This is a genomic window from Streptomyces sp. NPDC051576 (assembly GCF_040681835.1).
In the GTDB taxonomy this organism is placed as follows: Bacteria; Actinomycetota; Actinomycetes; order Streptomycetales; family Streptomycetaceae; genus Streptomyces.
Window position 1 is genome coordinate 251,026 of the sequence record NZ_JBFAZO010000010.1, and the last position, 22,267, is coordinate 273,292.

Consider the following 22,267-nt stretch of genomic DNA (forward strand, 5'->3'; position numbering starts at 1 on the left):
GGGGCAGGCGTATAGGTCGCCGTGGTCACGAACGCAGCTCCTTGCCGGTCAGCTCCAAGAACACGTCCTCCAGGGTGTGCCGTTCCACCGAGATCTTCTCCGGCATCACCCCGTGCTGCGCACACCACGAGGTGACCGTGGCGAGCAGTTGCGGGTCGACCTTGCCGCCGACGCGGTAGGAGCCCGGGGTCAGTTCGGCGGCCGTGGAGTCGGCCGGGAGGGCCTTCAGCAGGGAGCCGACGTCGAGGCCCGGGCGGCCGGTGAAGCGGAGGGTGTTCTCGGCGCCGCCGCGGCACAGGTCCTCGGGGGAGCCCTGGGCGATGACCTTGCCGGCGTCGATGATGGCGACATCGTCGGCGAGCTGCTCGGCCTCGTCCATGTGGTGGGTGGTGAGGATGACGGAGACACCGTCCGTGCGCAGGTCGCGGACCAGGTCCCAGGTAGCGCGGCGGGCCTGCGGGTCGAGGCCCGCGGTCGGCTCGTCCAGGAAGACCAGCTCCGGGCGGCCCACCACGGCCATCGCGAGCGCGAGGCGCTGCTGCTGGCCGCCGGAGAGACGGCGGTACGTCGTACGGCCGCAACTGCCGAGCCCCAGGCGCTCGATGAGTGCGTCCACGTCCAGCGGGTGCGCGTGCAGCTTGGCGATGTGGCGGAGCATCTCGTCGGCGCGAGCGCCCGAGTAGACGCCGCCGGACTGGAGCATCACGCCGATTCTGGGGCGCAGCGCGGCGGACTGACGGACCGGGTCGAGGCCCAGGACGCGCACCGTGCCGGCATCCGGCCTCCGGTACCCCTCGCAGGTCTCGACCGTGGTCGTCTTGCCCGCCCCGTTGGGGCCGAGCACGGCGGTGACACCCGTCATGGCCACCAGGTCGAGGCCGTTCACCGCGGTCTTCGTGCCGTACCGCTTCACCAGGGCCTGGACCTGGAGCACGGGCTCACTTCGCATGCGCCCGAGTCTAGGTAGCCGTATCCGGTCTCAGACGGGCGGGTGCGGGATCTCCTCCTCGCGGGGGCGGTGCAGCGGCAGCCAGCGTTCCGCGTAGGCCACGGCCTCGGCCACCGGGAACAGGCGTACGTCGGCCGCGCCGACCTTTCCCCGTACGACGGGACGGTCCCGTTCGAAGTCGTGGCCAAGTTCGTCGAAGCGGTCGGAGGAGATCGACACCTCGGTCACCGTCTCCCAGCCGTCCGGGCCGGGGCGTCCGACCCGCACCAGCGGGGACGGGATGCGGTACTCGGCGAGATGGAAGCTCGTGCAGGAGTCGTAGCCCGCGCCGAGCAGCAGCACGCGCGCGTGGAGGGTCTCCAGACGGGCCAGCGGACTGCGCTCCCCGAGCCGGCAGTCGGGGGCATGGCCGTCCAGGATCTCGGCGGCCCGCGGACCGATCGCCGCGAAGGAGGTCTGCGGGTGCGCGGAGCGCCGGGCGCCGGGCCAGGTGCGGACGGTCTCCGGGACGACGCCCACCCCGCGCGAGGGCGTGACGAGGGGGTCGTAGGACGGCATGGAGGCGCGGATGGCGGCCCACCATTCGCGTGGGACCGGCGGGTTTCCCCAGTGGGCCGGGTCCGAGAGGTCGCCGGTCTGGGTGGGGACCACCAGGGTGCCGTCCGGGCCCAGCGCGTCGAGGATTCCCCGCACCACCGCCACGGTGCCTCCGCACACCCAGCCGAGTGAGCTGAGGGAGGTGTGCGCGAGGAGGGTCTCACCGGGGCGCACGCCCACTTCGCGCAGGTCCGCGGCGACTGTGTCCCGGGTGACAAGTGGGCCGGTGGGAGGGGGTGTGGGCATGGGTGTGGAGTGTTCCGGAAGGGAGCTCGCGGCGCCACCCCATTGATCGATCAAAGATCGTTTCCGCAGGTCAGATTAGGTATACCTAAGTGACGCAGCGCACCGCCCACCGGCCGGGACGCGGGTTGCCTGCCTCTGAGGAATTACGCAACAATGGCGTTGTGAAAAACGTTGGCGAGGCTCCGCAGGAGGAACTCGCGACCGGTGAGCGGTCCACCCGCAACCGTGTCGCGCGCTCCATCCTGGACCACGGCCCGTCGACCGTGGCCGACCTCGCCGGCCGGCTGGGGCTGACCCAGGCCGCCGTACGCCGTCATCTCGACGCGCTCGTCGCCGACGACGTCGTGGAAGCACGTGAGCAGCGGGTCTACGGAGCGCGCACGCGCGGCCGGCCCGCCAAGGTGTTCGCCCTGACCGACTGCGGTCGCGACGCCTTCGACCAGTCCTACGACAAGCTCGCCGCGGACGCGCTGCGCTGGATCGCCAAGCACAGTGGCGGGGACGAGGCCGTCGTGGCCTTCGCCCGTGACCGCATGGCCGCCCAGGCCGTCGCGTACCGCAAGGCCGTCGAGGCCGTGGCCCCCGAGGACCGCGCGGAAGCGCTGGCCAAGGCCCTGAGCACGGACGGGTACGCTGCTACGGCGCGTAGCGCACCGGTCGGTGAGCAGCTCTGCCAGCACCACTGCCCGGTCGCCCATGTCGCCGAGCAGTTCCCGCAACTGTGCGAGGCGGAGACCGAGCTCTTCTCCCAACTGCTCGGCACCCATGTCCAGCGACTGGCGACCATCGCCCACGGCGACGGCGTGTGCACCACGTTTATCCCGAAGACCACATCGAACGCATCCGCAAGTACCGCCGGGAGGAACCCAGCATGACGCTCCCCATCGAGGAGACCGCCCACCCCGAGCTTGACGGCCTGGGCAACTACGAATACGGCTGGGCCGACTCCGACGTGGCCGGTGCCTCCGCGAAGCGCGGCATCAACGAGGACGTCGTCCGGGACATCTCCGGCAAGAAGAACGAGCCGGAGTGGATGACCAAGCTCCGCCTCAAGGGCCTGCGCCTGTTCGAGAAGAAGCCCATGCCGAACTGGGGCTCCGACCTCTCCGGCATCGACTTCGACAACATCAAGTACTTCGTGCGCTCCACGGAGAAGCAGGCGGAGTCCTGGGAGGACCTGCCCGAGGACATCAAGAACACCTACGACAAGCTCGGCATCCCCGAGGCGGAGAAGCAGCGCCTCGTCGCCGGTGTCGCGGCCCAGTACGAGTCCGAGGTCGTCTACCACCAGATCCGCGAGGACCTGGAGGAGCAGGGCGTCATCTTCCTCGACACCGACACCGCGCTGAAGGAGCACCCGGAGCTCTTCAAGGAGTACTTCGGCACCGTCATCCCGGTCGGCGACAACAAGTTCGCGTCGCTCAACACGGCCGTGTGGTCCGGCGGTTCCTTCATCTACGTGCCGAAGGGCGTGCACGTCGAGATCCCGCTCCAGGCCTACTTCCGCATCAACACGGAGAACATGGGCCAGTTCGAGCGGACCCTGATCATCGTCGACGAGGGTGCCTATGTGCACTACGTCGAGGGTTGTACGGCGCCGATCTACAAGTCGGACTCGCTGCACAGCGCGGTCGTCGAGATCATCGTCAAGAAGAACGCCCGCTGCCGCTACACGACCATCCAGAACTGGTCGAACAACGTCTACAACCTGGTCACCAAGCGCGCCGTCGCCTACGAGGGCGCGACCATGGAGTGGATCGACGGCAACATCGGCTCCAAGGTGACGATGAAGTACCCGGCCGTCTACCTGATGGGCGAGCACGCCAAGGGCGAGACCCTCTCCATCGCCTTCGCGGGCGAGGGCCAGCACCAGGACGCCGGCTCCAAGATGGTCCACATGGCGCCGAACACCTCCTCCAACATCGTCTCCAAGTCGGTGGCGCGCGGTGGCGGTCGTACGTCCTACCGCGGTCTCGTCGAGATCGGCGAGGGCGCCCACGGCTCCAAGTCGAACGTGCTGTGCGACGCGCTGCTCGTCGACACCATCTCCCGCTCCGACACGTACCCGTACGTCGACGTCCGCGAGGACGACGTGTCCATGGGCCACGAGGCGACCGTCTCCAAGGTCTCCGAGGACCAGCTCTTCTACCTGATGAGCCGCGGTCTGACCGAGTTCGAGGCGATGGCGATGATCGTGCGCGGCTTCGTCGAGCCGATCGCGAAGGAGCTGCCCATGGAGTACGCCCTTGAGCTCAACCGGCTGATCGAGCTCCAGATGGAAGGCGCGGTCGGCTAACCGCCAACCGCTTTGTCCATCAAGCCACTTACGCAGGAAAGAGAGCAGACCGACAGCCATGGCTGAGGCTCAGAACATCCCGGTGGGATCCACCACCGCCGGCGCGGTGGCCGTTGCCGCCGAGTCGACCGTCGCCACGCGCATGAGCGCGCCCCCGTCCTTCGACGTGGCGGACTTCCCGGTCCCCCACGGCCGCGAGGAGGAGTGGCGGTTCACCCCGCTGGAGCGCCTGCGCGGGCTGCACGACGGCACCGCGGTCGCCACCGGCGACGGCGTGAAGGTCGCCATCGGCACCCCGGACGGGGTCACCGTGGAGACCGTCGGCCGTGACGACGCGCGACTCGGCAGGGCCGGCACCCCGGTGGACCGCGTGGCCGCGCAGGCCTACTCGTCCTTCGAGAAGGCCTCGGTGGTGACCGTCCCCAAGGAGACGGTCCTCACCGAGCCGATCCGCATCGTCGTGCACGGCGAGGGCGGGGTCGCCTACGGCCACCAGGTCGTCGAGCTGGGAGCCTTCGCCGAGGCCGTCGTCGTCATCGACCACACCGGTGACGCGGTCCTCGCCGCCAACGTCGACTACATGCTGGGCGACGGCGCCAAGCTGACCGTCGTCTCCGTCCAGGACTGGGACGACAAGGCCGTCCACATCGGCCAGCACAACGCGCTGATCGGCCGGGACGCCACCTTCAAGTCGTTCGTCGTCACCTTCGGCGGCGATGTCGTACGACTGCACCCGCGCGTGGCCTACGCCGGACCCGGCGGCGACGCCGAGCTGTTCGGGCTGTACTTCACGGACGCCGGCCAGCACCAGGAGCACCGTCTCCTGGTCGACCACAACACCCCGCACTGCAAGTCCAACGTCATGTACAAGGGCGCGCTGCAGGGCGAGGGCGCCCACGCGGTGTGGATCGGCGACGTCCTCATCGAGGCCAAGGCCGAGGGCACCGACACGTACGAGATGAACCGCAACCTCGTGCTGACCGACGGTGCCCGGGTCGACTCCGTGCCGAACCTGGAGATCGAGACCGGTGAGATCGTCGGCGCCGGACACGCCTCCGCGACCGGCCGCTTCGACGACGAGCAGCTCTTCTACCTGATGGCCCGCGGCATCCCCGCCGACGACGCCCGACGCCTGGTGGTCCGCGGCTTCTTCGCCGAACTGGTCCAGCAGATCGGTGTCGCCGACATCGAGGAGCGGCTGCTGGAGAAGATCGACGCGGAGCTGGAGGCGTCGGTCTGATGTCGGCCTTCGTCCGCGCCTGCGGCCTCGGTGAGCTGGAGGAGGACACCCCGAAGCGGGTGGAACTCGACGGCACACCGGTCTCGGTCGTGAAGACCGAGGGGGAGGTGTTCGCGATCAACGACATCTGCTCGCACGCGAACGTCTCGCTCTCCGAGGGCGAGGTGGAGGACTGCCAGATCGAGTGCTGGCTGCACGGCTCCGCGTTCGACCTGCGCACCGGCAAGCCGTCCGGCCTCCCCGCCACCCGCCCCGTACCCGTTTACCCCGTAAAGATCGAAGGGGACGACGTGCTCGTCTCCCTCACCCAGGAGTCCTGAGGAACCCATGGCAACGCTTGAAATCCACGACCTGCACGTCACCGTCGAGGCCGACAACGCCACGAAGGAGATCCTCAAGGGCGTCGACCTCACCGTGAAGCAGGGCGAGACCCACGCCATCATGGGCCCGAACGGCTCCGGCAAGTCGACCCTCGCCTACTCGCTCGCGGGCCACCCCAAGTACACGATCACCGGCGGCACCGTCACCCTCGACGGCGAGGACGTCCTGGAGATGTCCGTCGACGAGCGCGCCCGCGCCGGCCTGTTCCTCGCGATGCAGTACCCGGTCGAGGTCCCCGGTGTCTCGGTCTCCAACTTCCTCCGTACGTCCGCCACCGCCGTCCGCGGCGAGGCCCCCAAGCTGCGGACGTGGGTGAAGGAGGTCAAGGAGACCATGGAGCGCCTCTCCATGGACCCCTCCTTCGCCGAGCGCAACGTCAACGAGGGCTTCTCCGGCGGTGAGAAGAAGCGCCACGAGATCCTTCAGCTGGAGCTGCTCAAGCCGAAGATCGCGATCCTCGACGAGACCGACTCCGGCCTCGACGTCGACGCGCTCCGGGTCGTCTCCGAGGGCGTCAACCGCGTCCGCGAGACCGGCGAGGTCGGCACCCTGCTGATCACGCACTACACGCGCATCCTGCGCTACATCAAGCCCGACTTCGTGCACGTCTTCTCCGGCGGCAGGATCGTCGAGTCCGGCGGCGCCGAACTCGCCGACAAGCTGGAGAACGAGGGCTACGAGGCCTACACCACGAAGGGTGGCGTATCCGCGTGACACAGTTGCCGGGCCTCCTCGACACAGAGGCGATCCGCAAGGACTTCCCCATCCTGGACCGCCAGGTCCACGACGGCCGGAAGCTCGTGTACCTGGACAACGCGGCGACCTCGCAGAAGCCGCGCCAGGTGCTCGACGCCCTGAACGAGTACTACGAGCGCTACAACGCCAACGTCCACCGCGGTGTGCATGTGCTCGCCGAGGAGGCCACGGCGCTGTACGAGGGTGCGCGCGACAAGGTCGCCGCGTTCATCAACGCGCCCAGCCGCGACGAGGTGATCTTCACCAAGAACGCCTCCGAGTCGCTGAACCTCGTGGCGAACATGCTGGGTTGGGCCGACGAGCCCTACCGCGTGGACCACGAGACCGAGATCGTCATCACGGAGATGGAGCACCACTCCAACATCGTGCCGTGGCAGCTGCTCTCGCAGCGCACGGGCGCGAAGCTGAAGTGGTTCGGCCTCACGGACGACGGCCGGCTGGACCTGTCGAACATAGACGAGGTCATCACCGAGAAGACGAAGATCGTCTCCTTCGTGCTGGTCTCCAACATCCTCGGCACGGTCAACCCGGTCGAGAAGATCGTGCGCCGTGCGCAGGAGGTCGGGGCCCTGGTCCTGATCGACGCCTCGCAGGCGGCGCCGCACATGCCGCTGGACGTCCAGGCCCTCCAGGCCGACTTCGTGGCCTTCACCGGCCACAAGATGTGCGGCCCGACCGGCATCGGCGTCCTGTGGGGCCGGCAGGAGCTGCTGGAGGACCTCCCGCCGTTCCTCGGCGGTGGCGAGATGATCGAGACCGTGTCGATGCACTCGTCGACGTACGCTCCGGCCCCGCACAAGTTCGAGGCGGGCACCCCGCCGATCGCGCAGGCGGTCGGTCTCGGTGCGGCGATCGACTACCTCTCGGCCATCGGCATGGACAAGATCCTCGCCCATGAGCACGCGCTCACCGAGTACGCGGTGAAGCGGCTCGGCGAGGTCCCCGACCTGCGGATCATCGGCCCCACCACGGCCGAGGACCGGGGCGCGGCGATCTCCTTCACGCTCGGTGACATCCACCCGCACGACGTGGGCCAGGTCCTCGACGAGGAGGGCATCGCGGTGCGTGTCGGTCATCACTGCGCACGCCCTGTCTGCCTCCGCTACGGAATTCCTGCGACCACGCGAGCGTCGTTCTATCTGTACTCCACGCCGGCCGAGATCGACGCACTGGTCGACGGCCTGGAGCACGTACGGAACTTCTTCGGCTGAGGAGCTGGCTGAGACGTGAAGCTGGATTCGATGTACCAGGAAGTCATCCTGGACCACTACAAGCACCCGCACGGCCGGGGCTTGCGGGACGGCGATGCCGAGGTGCACCACGTCAACCCGACGTGCGGCGACGAGATCACCCTGCGCGTGAAGTACGACGGCGAGCAGATCACCGACATCTCCTACGAGGGCCAGGGCTGCTCCATCAGCCAGGCCTCGGCCTCCGTACTGAACGACCTCCTCGTCGGCAAGGAGCTGTCCCAGGCGCAGAAGATCCAGGAGACCTTCCTGGAGCTGATGCAGTCCAAGGGCAGGATCGAGCCCGACGATGCGATGGAGGAGGTGCTGGAGGACGCGGTCGCGTTCGCCGGTGTCTCCAAGTACCCGGCACGGGTGAAGTGCGCCCTCCTGAGCTGGATGGCGTGGAAGGACGCGACGGCCCAGGCCCTGGGCGGAGCCGACGCCGAAAGGAAGACGGCATGAGCGAGACCACAGAGATCAAGCCCGCCTCCGAGGAGGAGGTCCGCGAGGCCCTGCTGGACGTCGTCGACCCCGAACTGGGCATCGACGTCGTCAACCTCGGCCTCATCTACGGCGTGCACATCGACGACGCCAACATCGCCACCATCGACATGACCCTGACCTCGGCGGCCTGCCCGCTGACCGACGTCATCGAGGACCAGGCCAAGTCCGCCACGGACGGCCTCGTCAACGAGCTGCGCATCAACTGGGTCTGGATGCCGCCGTGGGGCCCGGACAAGATCACGGACGATGGGCGGGAGCAGTTGCGGGCGCTCGGCTTCAACGTCTGAGCCGACTCCGTACGAGGCCTGCGGAAGGGGGCGGCACCCGATGGGTGCCGCCCCCTTCTCTTCTTTCTCACGCTGCTACGACAGCCCGTCCACCAGCCGGAACGCCGAATCCGCGCGGTACTGGCCGCTGTTCTGGAACTGGTCCAGCTTGAGCTGGAAGTTCTGGTGGCGCAGGTAGCGGCCCGGGTAGTTGACCGACTCCAGCATCACCGCGCCCGAGTAGGACGACGTGCGGGGGCAGAAGGTGGCGTCCTGCTTGAAGAGGGACGAGCCGTCGTCGCGTTCCGCGCGGAGGATGAAGTTGCGGTGGCGGAGGTAGCTGCCGTCGGCCGTCGTGAAGGAGTAACAGGAGCTGTTGGCAAGGCCCTTGACCAGTTTGAAGGTGGCGGCGCGGCGGGCCGCGGCGGAGCTGATCGGGTTGAGCTTGACGTAGTCGCCGCTCACCTGCCAGTAGCGGTCCGGGTAGTTGACCGAGCGGACCGACCTCCAGGTGGCCGAGGAGCTGGACGAGCCGGATGACCCGGATGAACTCCCTTGGGACGCCGCCGACTTGGACGGCGCGGGTGCCTTTGCGGACGGTGTGGTGCTGTGTTTCGCGGCGGCGGCCGAAGGGGTGGTCGGCGCCGTCGCCGAGGCCGGTGTGTGCTCGTCCGGCGTGGGCGTGCTCTTCTTCGACGGTGAGGCGAAGGAGAGCAGGCCGGGACCGTCCGCGCCGATGGGTGAGGTGGGATCGGCCTGGTTCGCGGGTGCTGCCTCGTCCGACGACTTGTCCATCACGGCGATCGTGGCGACGCAGGTGAGGACGGTGGTCAGGGCGAGCGCCCCGGCCAGCCAGAGCCGCCGTGTTCCGGGGGCTCGGGAGCTGTCGGGGGTCCAGCCGTTCTCCCAGGGGGAGTTGGGGGAGGGTGGGGACGTACTGTCTGGCATGCGCTGTTCCTCCAGCGGCGCCCATGGCGACGGTCGTGACCGTAAGAGCCAGGTGTGTGAACGGTGAAACAGTAGTGGAGCGAGAGGACTCCGAGCAGCCGTTTCAGCGAGCGGTTTCTACGAGATTCCGGCACCGACGTGCGACGTAACGGCCCTCGTGTGACGTATGGGACTTCACATCCGCCTCTCAGTGCCCTCCCATGGTCGGCTCATCGACGGACGGCACCGTGGCGGAGTGGCTACCTCCGCTCTTACCCCCACCCGCCCCGTGTTCGTCCTCGGCTGCCCCCGTTCCGGCACCACGCTGCTGCAGCTGATGCTGCACGCGCACCCGAGAATCGCGCTCCCGCCCGAGACCCGCTTCGTGCTCCCCGCCTACGAGGACCGGCTCCGCTTCGGTGACCTGCGGGAACCGGACAACCGGGCCGGGCTCGCCCGGTGGATCACCGGGCGGAAGGAGACCCGCTTCCATGAACTGGGGCTCGACGCGGGCGCGGTGGCGCGGCAGATCGCGGGCGGCCCGCCCACCCTCGGCTCGGCCCTCGGGATCACGCTCAGGGCGTACGCGGAGAGCCACGGCAAGGCGCGCTGGGGCGACAAGCGTCCCGCGTACGCCCTGCATGTCGAGGAGATCCTGCGGCTCTTCCCGGACGCGCAGTTCGTGCACCTGGTCCGGGACGGCCGCGACTGCGTCGCCTCGCTGCTCGGCATGCCCTGGTGGCACCGCGGTTTCCACGAGGCCGTCGCCACCTGGGCGCAGGTGATGGACGTGACGCGGCGCTACGCGGGCAAGTTGGGGCCGGACAGCTGGCACGAGGTCCGCTTCGAGGACCTGTTGGCCGACCCCGAGCCCCGACTCAGGGAGATCTGCGCCTACTTGGGCGAGGAGTACGCCCCCGAGATGACCGAGCCGCGTCGGCTCGCCCGGCAGGCGGTGCCCGCCCGCAAGACCTGGCACCGGCGCACCCACGGTGCGCTGGACGCATCCCGGGCCGGCAGTTGGCAACTGCGCCTGACGCCCGATCAGATCCGGTTGTGCGACGCCGTGTTGGGCGACCGTCTGGTCCGGCACGGCTACGAACTGAGCGGCGCAGTCCGTCCCGACCCGGCCGAACTCCTGCGCTATCGACGGGTGTCGGCGCTGCGCTGCGCGGCCCACGCCAAGCGGCGACTGCTCGACCGTGTGGCGCGGATGCGCGAACCGGGGCCGGTCGCCGCATCGGAGTCCGGGGTCTGATCCGCGGGCGCCGGCCGGTCACTCTGTGGCCGGACTGTGCCACCCCCGTTATGTACACTCGTACACATGGGATTCCTGATGCTCCTCACGGCGATCGCCGGGGAGGTGGGCGGCACCACCGCCATGAAGTTCAGCCACGGCTTCAGCCGGCTGTGGCCCTCGGTCCTCACGGTCCTCGGATACGTGCTCTCCTTCGCGCTGCTCGCGCAGACGCTGAAGTCCATGTCGGTGGGTACGGCCTACGCGATCTGGGCCGGCCTCGGCACCGCGGCCGTCGTGGGCATCGGGACGGTATTCCTGGGCGAGGGGATGACCTTCGCGAAGGCCGCCGGCACCGCGCTGATCATCATCGGGGTCGTGGTCCTCAACCTGGGCGGCGCGCACTGATGGCCCGGCGCTACGACCCCGAGCGGCGCCGGCGGATCATCGACGCGGCGATCCGGGTCGTCGGGCAGAAGGGCATCGCCGGGCTGAGCCACCGCTCCGCCGCCGCCGAGGCCGACGTACCGCTCGGCTCGACGACGTACCACTTCAAGACCCTCGACGAACTGATGGTCGCCGCACTGCGCCAGGCCAACGAGGGCTTCGCCAAGGTGATCGCGGCGCGCGGCGGCCTGGAGGACCCGGGTACCGACCTGGCCGGGGAGCTGGCCGGCTGGATGGGGGAGTGGCTCGCGGGCGACCGCACGGGTGTGGAGCTGGAGTACGAGCTGTATCTGGCCGCCCTGCGCCGCCCCGCCCTGCGCCCCGTCGCCGACGAATGGGCCCGGGACCTCGCCGAGCGGCTGTCCCGGCGCACCGACCCGGTGACCGCGCGGGCGCTGGTCGCGCTGGTGGACGGGATCTGTCTCCAGGTGCTGCTGACGGACGCGCCGTACGACGAGGCGTACGCGCGGGAGGTGTTGGGACGGGTGATCCCCTGAGCGGGCCCGCGGGGCCCGTGTGTGTCGTTCCCTGAGACGCCCCGTGGACGAGTTGGTCCCCGTCGCCCCCGCCAGGTTAGGTTTCCCTCATGACCGACACGACCGCAGCTCGCACCACCGGCGCCGTTGCCGCCGGCCTCGCCACCGTCGCCGCCGACGGGACCGTCCTCGACACCTGGTTCCCCGCGCCCGGACTGTCCGCCGAACCCGGGCCCGCCGGTACGGAACGGCTCTCCGCCGAGCGTGCCGTGGAACTGCTCGGCGCGGGCGCGGCCAAGGCGATCGGCCCGGACGCCCGCCGGGGCGTCGAAGTGATCGCGGTCCGCACGGTCATCGCCTCCCTCGACGACAAGCCGCTCGACGCGCACGACGTGTACCTGCGCCTGCACCTCCTCTCGCACCGCCTGGTCCAGCCGCACGGCCAGAGCCTGGACGGCATGTTCGGCTTCCTCGCCAACGTCGCCTGGACCTCGCTCGGCCCGGTCGCCGTGGACGACGTGGAGAAGGTCCGGCTGAACGCGCGCGCCGAGGGCCTGCACCTCCAGGTGACGTCCATCGACAAGTTCCCGCGCATGACGGACTACGTCGCCCCCAAGGGCGTCCGCATCGCCGACGCCGACCGGGTCCGGCTCGGCGCGCACCTCGCCGAGGGCACCACCGTGATGCACGAGGGCTTCGTCAACTTCAACGCCGGCACGCTCGGCACGTCGATGGTCGAGGGCCGGATCTCCGCCGGTGTCGTGATCGGCGACGGCTCGGACATCGGCGGCGGCGCGTCCACCATGGGCACGCTGTCCGGCGGCGGCAACGTCCGCATCACCATCGGCGAGCGCTGCCTGGTCGGCGCCGAGGCGGGCGTCGGCATCGCGCTCGGCGACGAGTGCGTCGTCGAGGCCGGTCTCTACGTCACCGCCGGCACCCGCGTCACGATGCCCGACGGCCAGATCGTCAAGGCCCGTGAACTCTCCGGCGCCTCCAACATCCTCTTCCGCCGCAACTCGGTCACCGGCACGGTCGAGGCCCGCCCGAACAACGCGGTCTGGGGCGGCCTGAACGAGATCCTGCACAGCCACAACTAGCGGTGCGGTGACATGACTCGAGCGCCCTTCCGCCGCCGGGAGGGCGCTCACTCATGTCCGTACGGTCGCCGCGAAACCGGCCAGCGCCGTGAAGTCCCCCTCGCGCAGCCCGAGTCGGGGGTTCACGTGGTGCAGCAGCGCCGGGCCGGGATGATGGGCCGTCACGAACTCACCGTCCGGCGCGCTCTGTTCGTCGTCCACCCAGGCGAACGGACGGCCCTCGGCGTACGCCACGATCGCCTCCGTCTTCCAGTGGACCCCGTCGGGCCGCACGGCGAACAGGCTGGTGCCGAAGTCGACGTACGGCAGCTCGGGCAGCCCGACGACCGGACCGATCCAGCGGTTCGCGGTGTCCATCCACGTGGTCGCCCAGCACAGGTCGTAGCCGAGACCCAGGAGCGCCGGGCCGTGCGCCGGGTTCAGCCAGACCCGGAGCGGGCGGCCCGGCCGCACGGCGGCCCTGATCGTCGTATAGCCCTCGGGGCGGCGCTCCGGCTGCGCGGCGTACGGGTTGAGGGGGCCGTCGACGTCGAGGAACAGCAGGGGGCGGCGGCTCATGGGGTCACCGTACGGGAGCGGCCGCAGGGCGTGCGGGACAGCGGAAATTTCTCGCGCCGACAGGCATAGTGGCGCACCTCCGCGAGCGTCTCCAGGGACACGGAGGCGGCGCACGGGCGCCGCCGGGGGAAGAGAAGGTGACGATGGATGCCGAAGGGCTGGAGGGTTTCCGGGACTTCGTGGACAGCAGGTCCTCTGCCCTGCTGAAGACGGCCGTGCTGCTGTGCGGGGGAGACCGGCACGCCGGTGAGGACCTGCTCCAGAACGCCCTCGTCAAGGCGGCCGGGCGGTGGCAGCGGATCGACGAGCCCGAGGCCTACGTACGGCGGATCCTCTACCGGCAGCAGGTCAGCCGTTGGCGGCTGAAGTGGCGCAGACGCGAGGTCAGTGTCGCCGAACCGCCCGAGGCGGGCGCGGGCGTCGACGCCGCGTCGGCGGCCGAACTGCGCCTGGTGATGCGCGAGGCGCTGTCCCGGCTCACCGCCCGCCAGCGCACCGTGCTCGTGCTCCGCTACTTCGAGGACCTCCCCGAGGCCGACGTGGCCCGCCTCCTGGGCTGCTCGGTCGGCACCGTACGCTCCACCACCCACCGTTCCCTGGCCCGACTGCGCGCTCTCGCACCGGAGTTGGCCGCCCTCGGGCCGGCCTCGGCCGAGGACCGGCCGGCCCGTGACTTCTCACCCGTGGAGATGCGTCCATGAACATCGAGGAACTGGTGCGTGACTCCCTGCGCGAACAGGCCTCCCGGCAGACGCCGACGGCGGCGGGGTTCGCCGACCGGGTGCTGTTCGTCCGCCGCCGCCGGATGCGCAGGCTCGCGTCCGTCGCCGCCGCCGCGGCCGCCGTGGTCGCGGTGGCGGTGTCCGTGCCCCTGCTGGACTCCGGGAAGGACGACGTACGGCCCACGGGCGTGGTGGACCGGAACGGGATCACCTCCCACCCCGACCAGGCGCCACCGCGCGACCGGATCGCGGCCGGGCAGTCGGTGCTGGCCGCCTACTACACGGTGCGGACCGTGCCGCAGCAGGACGGCCGGGGGACCGCCACGCGGACGTACTGGCTGCTCGACCCGGACACCGGGAGGTACCAGAAGGACTCCCGGTGGAGTTTCGTCGCCATCGCTCCGGGTGCGCGGACCGCCGCCGTACTGGAGCGGAACCTGCCCGCCCGACGGATCGGCCTGCTCGACCTCGCGACCGGGAAGGTCGAGCGGTGGATCCTGGTCGACCACCGGGTCGGCGGGCTCGCGTTCTCCTACGACGGGAGCAGGCTCGTGGCGACGACGTACGGAGCCGATCCGGACGCGCGCGTCAAGGTGCAGGCCACCGACAGCTCCGACGGCAAGAGGGTGTGGGACTGGGGACCGGCCTTCGGCGAGACCAGCCGCTCCGGCTTCTACGACCTCGACGTGGCCTCTGGCGAGGGCCCCTGGACCCGGGTCGCGGCCGACCGTGACATCAACTCCCGCCAGGACTTCGCCTTCAGCCGCGCCGGCGACCGGGTGTACTCGCAGGTCATCGGCGGCCGGGACGGGATGCAGCAGTTCTACGACCTCAAGGGCGCGAAGGTCGCCGCCCCCGCGAACGAGAAGTACCTGCGGTCGGACGTCGACGCCCGGCTGTCCCCGAACGGCAGGCTCGCCGCCCTCGGCCTGACGAAGGAGGTCGGGGGATCTCCCGGGAAGTCGTACTCCTCGATCAGTGACCCCTACACCGGCAAGGAGATCACCAGGGTCCGCGGGGCCGAACTGCTCGCCTGGGCCGACGACAGGCGGCTCATCGCCTGGGAGCGGACCACGAGCCTGGAGGAGCCGTACCGGGCACGGCTCGTGCTGGTCACGATCGGCAGCGACAGGATCGTGCCGCTGAGCGGCGTCCGCGAGGACGAGTACGACGAGGGGCAGGCGTGGCAGCCCGTCTTCGCCCGCGGTTGACCACGCTTGCCGCGGTTGATCAGGCGGCCGTGAACTCCTCGTAGGCCGCCAGGAGTTCGTCGACCGCCCCGCGGTCGGCGGACCGCAGCGGCGCCCGGACCGGACCCCCGGGCAGGCCCAGCGTGTTGAGAAGGGCCTTCGTGGTGACGGTGCCGGGCAGCCCCGCCGCCATCATCAACTCGATGAGCGGCGTGGCGCGTTGCTGGAGGCGGGCGGACACGGGGGTGTCGCCCGCCTCGAACGCGTCCAGGATCGCCCGGAGTTGGGCGGGCACGACGTTCGCGACCGTGCTCACGTACCCCGTCGCGCCCACCGCGTACAGCGCGAGAATGTGCTCGTCGCACCCCGCGTAGTACGCCAAGTCGGTGCGGGCCAGCACCTTTTGGACGCCGAGGAGATCGTAGGAGCAGTCCTTGACCGCGACGATCCTGGGATGCTCGGCGAGCCGGATCATGGTCTCCGGTTCGATACGGGTGCCGGTGCGGCCCGGGATGTCGTAGAGCATGAGGGGCAGTCCGGAGGCGTCGGCGACCTCGCGGAAGTGTGCTTCCAGGGCGTCCTGCGGGGGCCTGCTGTAGTAGGGCGAGACCACCAACACCCCGTCCGCGCCCGCCTTTTCGGCCGCCAGGGCGAGTTCCACGGTGTGCCGGGTGTCGAAGGTGCCGACGCCCGAGACAAGGGGGACACGGTCGCCGACGGCCTCGCGGACCGCCGTGACGAGTGCCGACTTCTCCGCGTCCGTGGTGGTCGGCGACTCGCCGGTCGTCCCGGACAGCACGAGCCCGTCACAGCCCTCCGACACCAGCCGCTCGGCGAGGAGCTGGGCACCGTCGAGGTCGAGTGTTCCCGTCTCCGTGAAGGGCGTGACCATCGCGCACAGGGCGCGGCCGAAGGGTGGCGGGGCGGAGGGTGCGGTGTTCGTCATGGGAGTAGTCTCGGCGGAGCGACAGTGAAGCTCCACTTAATTCTTCTATAGGGTATCGATAAGGAATGCTGCGACATGGATGACGTGGACACCGGGGACTCCGCGCGCCACCGCGACGACGGCGTCCCGCTGGCCCGGTTCACCGGCCGCGTACTGGTGGTCTGCCCCGGCTGCGGTGGCCGCGCGGTCGTGGCCCCGCGACCCGGTCTGCCCGCGCCCAGGTACGCCATGGAACTCCTGTACCAGCCACGCCGGTTGGTGTGCGCCGGATGCGGTGCCGTCCGCGACTGGACGGCCGACCTGCGGGACAACGGCCTGGTCGGCGCCGAACCCGGCGGCACCGAGGACCCCTTCTTCCGGCGACCCCTCTGGCTCCAGACCCGGTGCGTCGGCCACGTCCTGTGGGCCTACGACGAGACGCATGTCGACGCCCTCTCGGCCTATGTCGGCGCGCGGTTGCGCGAACGCGACGTACTCTCGCCGACCCTGGCGATGTTCGCGCGAATGCCGGCGTGGATGAAGACCTCCGAACACCGCGCCGAGATCCTGACCGGCCTGAAGACCCTCCGAGCCCTGGCCGACCGCACGGCCCCCGCCGACCGCTCCGACGCGGCACACGAACACGGCGACCGGCCTCGCCGTCAGCGCAGCGTGTACTTCCGGGGCGGCCCGTACTGACCGGCATCAGTCCAGCGAGCACCACGACTTCTGGGCCGACGACCCACCGCACCCGTCGGCCGGAATGGCGAGCGCGAGCCGGTAGACCCCGAACGCCAGCGCCCCCAGGATCGCCACGGACACCACGACGTGTGCCGCCCGTGTCCATCGTGCGTTCCAGTAGGTGTGGCCGATGCCGAGGAGCAGCGCGGCGAGCAGCCAGACGAACAGGCCGACGACCACGATGATGACGACCCCGAACGTGTGCACAGGGCCACAATGCCCGTCGGCGCCCCCGGCCATGCGTACACCGCCGCCTGCCGCCCGCCCGCCGTCACAAGGCCCTATGTCCAATTAGCCCCTTCATGGGCCACCATGGCCAGGAAGGCCACAGGCGTAGGAAGTTGATCCACCCTTGGATCCACCCCTGGTCACGGGAGGCGTCATGAAGCTCGGCAAGGCACTGGCCACCGGAGTCGCCGAAGAGCGGCCGCAGGACCACGAAGAGGAACTTCAACCGGCTGAGCAGGCCGAGGAGTTGAAGGTGCCCGAAGAGGTCCCGGCCGCCCGATGAGGCTGCGGCTCCCCGAGGAACGACCGACGGAGCCGCCGACCGGATTCAAGATCGCCCACCCGGTGCTGTCCCAGGACGGCACCCGGGCCGGGTTCACCGGTGTGTCGCTGGGCGGCGCGCTGCCGTACGGAGTCGTGGCCGACGCGTCCTGCGTGTACGGCCGACGGCACCGGGCCCCCGCGCGACGCTGCGACTGCGGCTTCCACTGTGTGCACGAACGGGCGTCCGCGGAAGCCCTGTTGTGCACCGCCGAGCGCCGCGAGGCGGTCCTCCTCGACATCACCGTGCTCGGCGCCTACATCCGCTTCGAACTCGGCTTCCGCTACGCCCGCCAGCGCGTCCGCACCGCCACCGTCGGCCCCTGCGCCTGCGGCGCGCGAGCCGTCGCGCTCGCCGACGCCGGTTGGGGCAGGCCCGGTTGGCGCGCCCTGGCCGCCGCGTGCGCGGGCTGCGTCCGTGGCCGTACGTCCGTCTCGCTCGCCACGTTCGCCCGGCTGGCCGGGGACGGACTGCGGGTGGTGGCGGGGAGCGGCGGCGCGACGGTGACCGTCGACCCCGGGCTGCCCGAGGGGCTCGGTGTGCCCGAACTCGTCGCGGAGGCCGCCCTGTTGCAGGCCAGGCTCGACTGGTTCCAGAGCCGGCTGGCACGCCTGGAAGGGGGCGGGGCGCAGCGACAGGCCGAGCCTTGACCTCAAGGTTGGTCGAGGTTGAAGGCTGGTCGGTGCACACACCCGTACCGATCAGTGGAGGCCCGAATGAGCACGACCCGTCGCACCGACTCCCACCCCGACCTCTCCGACCCCCGCGTCGGCGCCCCCTTCTTCAGCACCTGGCGCGTGGGCACACCACTGCGCCAGCGGCAGACGGCCGAGGCGGTCGCCGGGGCCTGGGAGCGCCGGCCGTGGCCCAGCGACGACCTCCTCGGCTATCACGTCTACACCGGCCACGACGCCTCGACCCTGCTGCACTACTCGCAGTGGACGAGCGAGCAGGCGTACGAGGCCTTCGTCCGGACCCGCCGTCAGGAGCGCGTCGACGAGATCGACACCGCCGTACCCGGCATCGAACGACTGGGCCTCGGCCGCTACCGGCACTACCGCAGCGGTGGCCCGGCGGACCGGGGCGGCCGGGTGCCGGGATGCGTGGTGATCGTCGACATCGAGTTCGAGGGTCCCGACCCCGATCGCCAACGCGCCTGGGTGGACGCCGTGTTCGAGGCGCTGGAGCACGAACCGGCCCCGCACCCCGGTGGCATCTCCGCCCACTTCCACCTCTCCACCGACGGCACCCGCGTCCTCAACTACGCCGAGTGGGACAGCGCCCAGTCCCACATCGAGGCCCTCGCGGCCCCGGGCGACGGCATCGGCTCCGCCACCGCACTGTGGGAACGCGTCCAGACCTGGCCGGGCTTGAAGAGCACCACGGTCAGCCGCTACGACCACGCGCTCGGGCTGGTCCCCGACTGAGCGGAGGGCCCGCAGCCGGCTCTCACCGACAACCTCACTCCTCTGGACAAGAAAAGTTTTCGGTGAGACAGTGGACCCATGCTGGACGTCACCGTGATCGAGGACCCCGAGGCCGCAGCCGTCTCGCTGGACCCCATAAGGGCCCGGCTGCTCGCCGAGCTGGCGGCCGGACCCGCGTCCGCCACCATGCTGGGCGGCAAGGTCGGACTGCCCCGGCAGAAGGTGAACTACCACCTCAAGGCGCTGGAGCGGCACGGCCTGGTCGAGCTGGCGGGGGAGCGGCGCAAGGGCAATGTCACCGAGCGGCTGATGCGCGCGACCGCCGCGTCGTACGTCATCTCACCGCTCGCGCTCGCCGCCGTACAGCCGGACCCGGACCGTTTCCGCGACCAGCTCTCCGCGCGCTGGCTGCTGGCGCTCGGCGCCCGGCTGGTGCGGGACGTCGGCTCGCTGATCACCGGCGCGGCCAAGGCCCACCAGCGACTGGCGACCTACGCGCTGGACGGCGAGGTGCGCTTCGCGTCCGCCGCCGACCGGGCCGCGTTCATCCAGGAACTGACCGCAGGGGTGAGCGCCCTCATCCGCAAGTACGACGCGGGGGAGACGGAGGAGGGCCGCGACCACCGGATCGTGGTCGCCGTCCACCCCACGGTCAAGAAGCCACCCACCCCCGAACTGGACCAGTAGGACTCAGGAGTTGGTCATGTCCAAGGAATTCGAGATCGTCTACGAGTTTGAGGTCGACGCCACCCCCGAGGAGGTGTGGGCGGCGATCACCGACGGCACGGGCGGCTGGCTGTGGCCGATGGAGTTCGACGGCGAGAACCGCGTCGGCCCCTTCGGATCCACCCTCACCAACTTCGACCCGCCGCACCGGCTCACCGCCTTCAGCGAGGACGTCGGCTTCCCGACCCAGAGCCGCAACCAGATCGACGAGACCATCGAACCCCGCGACGACGGCCGCCGCGCCTGGGTGCGGTATGTGCACAGCGGGATCTTCACCGACGACTGGGACAACCAGTACGACGGCGCGAGCAAGCACAACGCCTTCTACCTGCACACCCTGCGGGAGTACGTCACCCACTTCGCGGGCCGGCCCGTCGCCTTCGCCACGCTGAACGGCCCCGGCGCCTCAACCGCCGCCGACGCCCTCGGAGTTGTCGGCCGGGCGCTCGGCCTCGCGGACGACATCGCCGAGGGGGCACGGGTCCAGGCGCGCGGGCCGGAGGGTCAACTCCTGGATGCCGTGGTCGACTTCCGGGACCCGTACTTCATCGGACTGCGCACCGACAGCGCGTTGATCCGCTTCTTCGGGCGCAACCACTGGGGTGCCCCGGTCGGCATCAGCGTCCACGACTTCGCGCCGGACGCCGACGCCAAGGCGAACGAACTCGCCTGGCAGAACTGGCTGGACGGGGCCTTCGCCTGACCTGGTGCGGACCCCGTCCAACCGGCCTTCGACCGCGTGGGTGCTAGGGCCTGTTGTGAAAGTCCCGTCGTCCGCCCGGAGGGCGGGCCGGGCGCCGCCAGGCAGGCGGGACTTTCGCAACATGCCCTACGGCTGGAAGCGCAGCACCTGCGGGTCGTGGTCGCTGATCTGGTCGTTGAACTCCGAGTTGACGTGGACGCTGTCGTACTCGAAGCAGTCCTTGCGGATCGACGGGCTGATCAGGATCTGGTCCAGGACCTGCTCGTTGCCCTGGTAGTCGTACGTGTAACGCTCGTTCTTCGGCAGGGACTTGATCGCCGAGTACAGCTCGCCCTTGCCTTCGAGGATCTTCGCGGTGTCGGAGAACTCGAAGTCGTTCATGTCGCCGAGCGTGATGACGTCCGCGTCCTTCTGTGCGGCGAGGATCTGCTGGACGAAGGCGTTGACCGCTGTCGCCTGCGCGTGCCGCTGGGTCTCCGAGCTGCGGGTGACCGGCTGGTACTGCGCGGTCAGCGGCTGGTCGCCGCCCTTCGAGATCAGGTGGTTGGAGATCACGAAGACCGTCTTGCCCTTGAAGACGAACTCGCCCGCGAGCGGCTTGCGGCTCGCGCTCCAGGCCGCGTTGGCCGGGTCGATCCGGCCCGGGGAGGCCGTCAGCTGGGCCTTGCCGTGCACCTTGGTGACACCGACGGCGGTCGTGGAGTCGCCGCCCGCGCGGTCGGTGAAGGAGACCCGCTGCGGGTTGAACAGGAACACCTGGCGGATGTTGCCGCCGGGCTCGCCGCCGTCCTGGTCGTTGACCGGGTCGATCGAGCGCCAGTCGTACTTCGGGCCGCCCGCCGCGACGATCGCGTCGATCAGCTTGTTCACCGTGACGCTCGCGTCGACCGTGCCGTCGTCCGTCGCGCCGTTGTTGTCCTGGATCTCCTCCAGGGACACGATGTCGGGCGACTGGAGGTTGTTCACGATCGCGGCGGCGTGCGCGGCGAAGGTGGCGTCCGACGGGTCGAGGTTCTCGACGTTGTACGTCGCCACCGCGAGCTGGTTCTTCGACTGCTTCTTCGTCGTCTCGCGCTGGAGGCCGCCGCTCTTCACGGCGCCGATCTCGCTGGCGACGAGGGTGTAGCCGCCGTACGCGTTGAAGTCCATCGGGCCGGCCGTGGTGCCCGTCAGCTTGTCGCCGACGTTGACGACCGGGAAGTCCGCGGTCGCGCCCAGGGACTGGATCTGGAGGCGGCCGGTGTTCTGCGAGGTGTACGAGCCGTAGACCGTGCCGCCGCGGCGACTGGCGTTCTCGTGCGGCTTGACCGTGACCCACAGCTCCGCGTACGGGTCGGTCGCGGTGACCACGCGCGCGTCGGAGACCTGGACGTTCATGCCCTCGAGGGACTCGTAGTAGTCCAGGGCGTACTTCTTCGGCTGGAGGGGCAGCCCGTTGATCGAACCGCTCGCGGCGGTGTCGCCGGCCGGGGTGTACGCGGCCGGCACCGACCTGGCGCTGATCACCACGGGGGCCGGTACGGTGTTGCCGCTGGAGACGACGGTGACCGTCGGCTTGCTGATCTCGGTCAGCGACTGGTTGCCCGTGGCGGCGCCGCCCGGCACGTACTCGGAGACCGTGCCGGAGACGGTGACCGAGTCGCCGACGGCGACCTTCGGGGTCGAGCTGGTGAAGACGAACACGCCCTCACTGGTGGCCGGGTCGGCGTCCGGGGTCGCGTCCTGGAACCAGAAGCCCTTGGACGAGCCGTACGTCCGCACGGCGGTGACGATGCCCGGTACGTCCGTGACCTTCTGGCCGGCGTACGGGGACACCCGGGTGGTGCCCTGGATGTCATGGATGCGGACGCCGTCGGCGTGCGCGGGCGAGGTGAGAGCGATCGTGGACGCCATCGAACAGACGGCGGCGACGGTCAGCGCGGCGAGACGCGCGGAGGACTTGCTCGGCAACGGGATCCCTCCGGGGACATGCATGAGTGCCGGGACGAGGGTGCGTAGAAAGGGTGGCGCGGGTACAGCGGCGGTGGGAGCCGCGACCGGTGGGGCGGTAGCGACGCGCGTAGAAGATACC

27 protein-coding genes are annotated in these 22,267 nt (G+C 70.1%); 20 read left to right on the forward strand and 7 right to left on the reverse strand.

Annotation, left to right across the window (positions count from 1 at the left end):
* Positions 1–25 precede the first annotated feature (25 nt).
* Together AB0M63_RS30690 and AB0M63_RS30695 are read right to left on the reverse strand one after the other, a co-directional pair.
* Positions 26–949 (reverse strand): ABC transporter ATP-binding protein, encoded by a 924-nt coding sequence (locus AB0M63_RS30690; protein WP_366021708.1) that lies wholly within the window; start codon positions 947–949, stop codon positions 26–28.
* Positions 950–979: 30 nt separating this feature from the next.
* The gene (locus tag AB0M63_RS30695) at positions 980–1,792 is read right to left on the reverse strand and encodes an AAC(3) family N-acetyltransferase (protein ID WP_366021709.1); all 813 of its coding nucleotides are present in this window, start codon (positions 1,790–1,792) and stop codon (positions 980–982) included.
* 161 nt (positions 1,793–1,953) lie between these two features.
* Here AB0M63_RS30695 and AB0M63_RS30700 point away from each other — a divergent pair, with 161 nt between their 5' ends.
* The 8 genes from AB0M63_RS30700 to AB0M63_RS30735 are packed head-to-tail and all read left to right on the forward strand — an operon-like array spanning position 1,954 to position 8,488.
* On the forward strand, positions 1,954–2,667 hold the full coding sequence (locus AB0M63_RS30700) for a metalloregulator ArsR/SmtB family transcription factor (protein ID WP_355912924.1): 714 nt from the start codon (positions 1,954–1,956) through the stop codon (positions 2,665–2,667).
* A complete protein-coding gene (gene sufB, locus AB0M63_RS30705; RefSeq protein WP_355912921.1) occupies positions 2,664–4,088 on the forward strand; it encodes a Fe-S cluster assembly protein SufB in 1,425 nt (474 codons plus the stop codon). The genes AB0M63_RS30700 and sufB overlap by 4 nt, the downstream gene beginning before the upstream one ends.
* 58 nt (positions 4,089–4,146) lie before the next feature.
* Positions 4,147–5,328: a Fe-S cluster assembly protein SufD gene (gene sufD / locus AB0M63_RS30710; RefSeq protein WP_366021710.1), complete on the forward strand. Its 1,182-nt coding sequence runs from the start codon at positions 4,147–4,149 to the stop codon at positions 5,326–5,328.
* Positions 5,328–5,648 carry a non-heme iron oxygenase ferredoxin subunit gene (locus AB0M63_RS30715; RefSeq protein ID WP_033283136.1) on the forward strand — a complete coding sequence of 107 codons (321 nt, stop codon included), beginning with the start codon at positions 5,328–5,330 and terminating at the stop codon, positions 5,646–5,648. Before sufD ends, AB0M63_RS30715 begins: the two co-directional genes overlap by 1 nt.
* A gap of 7 nt (positions 5,649–5,655) precedes the next feature.
* Positions 5,656–6,423 carry a Fe-S cluster assembly ATPase SufC gene (gene sufC, locus AB0M63_RS30720; RefSeq protein ID WP_355912915.1) on the forward strand — a complete coding sequence of 256 codons (768 nt, stop codon included), beginning with the start codon at positions 5,656–5,658 and terminating at the stop codon, positions 6,421–6,423.
* On the forward strand, positions 6,420–7,676 hold the full coding sequence (locus AB0M63_RS30725) for a cysteine desulfurase (protein WP_355912912.1): 1,257 nt from the start codon (positions 6,420–6,422) through the stop codon (positions 7,674–7,676). The genes sufC and AB0M63_RS30725 overlap by 4 nt, the downstream gene beginning before the upstream one ends.
* Positions 7,677–7,691: 15 nt before the next feature.
* A complete protein-coding gene (sufU, locus tag AB0M63_RS30730) occupies positions 7,692–8,159 on the forward strand; it encodes a Fe-S cluster assembly sulfur transfer protein SufU (protein ID WP_366021711.1) in 468 nt (155 codons plus the stop codon).
* Positions 8,156–8,488, forward strand: coding sequence for a metal-sulfur cluster assembly factor (locus tag AB0M63_RS30735; RefSeq protein WP_355912906.1), 333 nt, complete (start codon positions 8,156–8,158; stop codon positions 8,486–8,488). Before sufU ends, AB0M63_RS30735 begins: the two co-directional genes overlap by 4 nt.
* Before the next feature lie 75 nt (positions 8,489–8,563).
* Here AB0M63_RS30735 and AB0M63_RS30740 read toward each other — a convergent pair whose 3' ends face one another.
* Complete coding sequence (locus AB0M63_RS30740) at positions 8,564–9,415, reverse strand: AbfB domain-containing protein (RefSeq protein ID WP_366021712.1); 852 nt, start codon at positions 9,413–9,415, stop codon at positions 8,564–8,566.
* Positions 9,416–9,650: 235 nt separating this feature from the next.
* Here AB0M63_RS30740 and AB0M63_RS30745 point away from each other — a divergent pair, with 235 nt between their 5' ends.
* The 4 genes from AB0M63_RS30745 to dapD all read left to right on the forward strand — a co-directional run bounded on the left by AB0M63_RS30745 (position 9,651) and on the right by dapD (position 12,654).
* A complete protein-coding gene (locus tag AB0M63_RS30745; protein ID WP_366021713.1) occupies positions 9,651–10,652 on the forward strand; it encodes a sulfotransferase in 1,002 nt (333 codons plus the stop codon).
* 36 nt (positions 10,653–10,688) lie between these two features.
* Positions 10,689–11,039 carry a multidrug efflux SMR transporter gene (locus AB0M63_RS30750; protein ID WP_366021714.1) on the forward strand — a complete coding sequence of 117 codons (351 nt, stop codon included), beginning with the start codon at positions 10,689–10,691 and terminating at the stop codon, positions 11,037–11,039.
* Positions 11,039–11,575 (forward strand): TetR family transcriptional regulator, encoded by a 537-nt coding sequence (locus tag AB0M63_RS30755; RefSeq protein ID WP_355912888.1) that lies wholly within the window; start codon positions 11,039–11,041, stop codon positions 11,573–11,575. The genes AB0M63_RS30750 and AB0M63_RS30755 overlap by 1 nt, the downstream gene beginning before the upstream one ends.
* Before the next feature lie 89 nt (positions 11,576–11,664).
* The gene (gene dapD / locus AB0M63_RS30760) at positions 11,665–12,654 is read left to right on the forward strand and encodes a 2,3,4,5-tetrahydropyridine-2,6-dicarboxylate N-succinyltransferase (RefSeq protein WP_355912885.1); all 990 of its coding nucleotides are present in this window, start codon (positions 11,665–11,667) and stop codon (positions 12,652–12,654) included.
* A 51-nt stretch (positions 12,655–12,705) separates the two neighbouring features.
* On the opposite strand, the gene AB0M63_RS30765 is transcribed toward dapD, so the two are convergent.
* Positions 12,706–13,212 (reverse strand): hypothetical protein, encoded by a 507-nt coding sequence (locus AB0M63_RS30765; protein ID WP_366021715.1) that lies wholly within the window; start codon positions 13,210–13,212, stop codon positions 12,706–12,708.
* A gap of 143 nt (positions 13,213–13,355) precedes the next feature.
* Between AB0M63_RS30765 and AB0M63_RS30770 the strand changes: the two genes are divergently transcribed.
* Both AB0M63_RS30770 and AB0M63_RS30775 read left to right on the forward strand, forming a co-directional pair.
* On the forward strand, positions 13,356–13,913 hold the full coding sequence (locus AB0M63_RS30770; protein WP_366021716.1) for a SigE family RNA polymerase sigma factor: 558 nt from the start codon (positions 13,356–13,358) through the stop codon (positions 13,911–13,913).
* Entirely contained in the window at positions 13,910–15,145 is a 1,236-nt protein-coding gene (locus tag AB0M63_RS30775; protein WP_366021717.1) for a WD40 repeat domain-containing protein, read from the forward strand. Before AB0M63_RS30770 ends, AB0M63_RS30775 begins: the two co-directional genes overlap by 4 nt.
* Positions 15,146–15,164: 19 nt before the next feature.
* Here the strand turns inward: AB0M63_RS30775 and dapA are convergent, their stop codons facing one another.
* Positions 15,165–16,070, reverse strand: a complete 906-nt coding sequence (gene dapA / locus AB0M63_RS30780; RefSeq protein WP_366021718.1) for a 4-hydroxy-tetrahydrodipicolinate synthase — start codon at positions 16,068–16,070, stop codon at positions 15,165–15,167.
* A gap of 75 nt (positions 16,071–16,145) precedes the next feature.
* Between dapA and AB0M63_RS30785 the strand changes: the two genes are divergently transcribed.
* Positions 16,146–16,748 (forward strand): hypothetical protein, encoded by a 603-nt coding sequence (locus AB0M63_RS30785; protein ID WP_366021719.1) that lies wholly within the window; start codon positions 16,146–16,148, stop codon positions 16,746–16,748.
* 6 nt (positions 16,749–16,754) lie between these two features.
* Here AB0M63_RS30785 and AB0M63_RS30790 read toward each other — a convergent pair whose 3' ends face one another.
* Positions 16,755–16,997, reverse strand: a complete 243-nt coding sequence (locus AB0M63_RS30790; RefSeq protein ID WP_355912867.1) for a hypothetical protein — start codon at positions 16,995–16,997, stop codon at positions 16,755–16,757.
* Between the two features lie 175 nt (positions 16,998–17,172).
* Between AB0M63_RS30790 and AB0M63_RS30795 the strand changes: the two genes are divergently transcribed.
* The 5 genes from AB0M63_RS30795 to AB0M63_RS30815 all read left to right on the forward strand — a co-directional run bounded on the left by AB0M63_RS30795 (position 17,173) and on the right by AB0M63_RS30815 (position 20,196).
* Positions 17,173–17,301, forward strand: coding sequence for a hypothetical protein (locus tag AB0M63_RS30795; protein ID WP_355912864.1), 129 nt, complete (start codon positions 17,173–17,175; stop codon positions 17,299–17,301).
* On the forward strand, positions 17,298–17,990 hold the full coding sequence (locus AB0M63_RS30800) for a hypothetical protein (RefSeq protein WP_366021720.1): 693 nt from the start codon (positions 17,298–17,300) through the stop codon (positions 17,988–17,990). Before AB0M63_RS30795 ends, AB0M63_RS30800 begins: the two co-directional genes overlap by 4 nt.
* Before the next feature lie 66 nt (positions 17,991–18,056).
* Complete coding sequence (locus tag AB0M63_RS30805; protein ID WP_366021721.1) at positions 18,057–18,767, forward strand: antibiotic biosynthesis monooxygenase; 711 nt, start codon at positions 18,057–18,059, stop codon at positions 18,765–18,767.
* Positions 18,768–18,845: 78 nt separating this feature from the next.
* Positions 18,846–19,454: a winged helix-turn-helix domain-containing protein gene (locus tag AB0M63_RS30810; protein WP_355912856.1), complete on the forward strand. Its 609-nt coding sequence runs from the start codon at positions 18,846–18,848 to the stop codon at positions 19,452–19,454.
* Between the two features lie 16 nt (positions 19,455–19,470).
* Positions 19,471–20,196: an SRPBCC domain-containing protein gene (locus AB0M63_RS30815; protein WP_366021722.1), complete on the forward strand. Its 726-nt coding sequence runs from the start codon at positions 19,471–19,473 to the stop codon at positions 20,194–20,196.
* Between the two features lie 126 nt (positions 20,197–20,322).
* Here the strand turns inward: AB0M63_RS30815 and AB0M63_RS30820 are convergent, their stop codons facing one another.
* The gene (locus tag AB0M63_RS30820; RefSeq protein WP_366021723.1) at positions 20,323–22,146 is read right to left on the reverse strand and encodes an endonuclease/exonuclease/phosphatase family protein; all 1,824 of its coding nucleotides are present in this window, start codon (positions 22,144–22,146) and stop codon (positions 20,323–20,325) included.
* Positions 22,147–22,267: the final 121 nt, after the last annotated feature.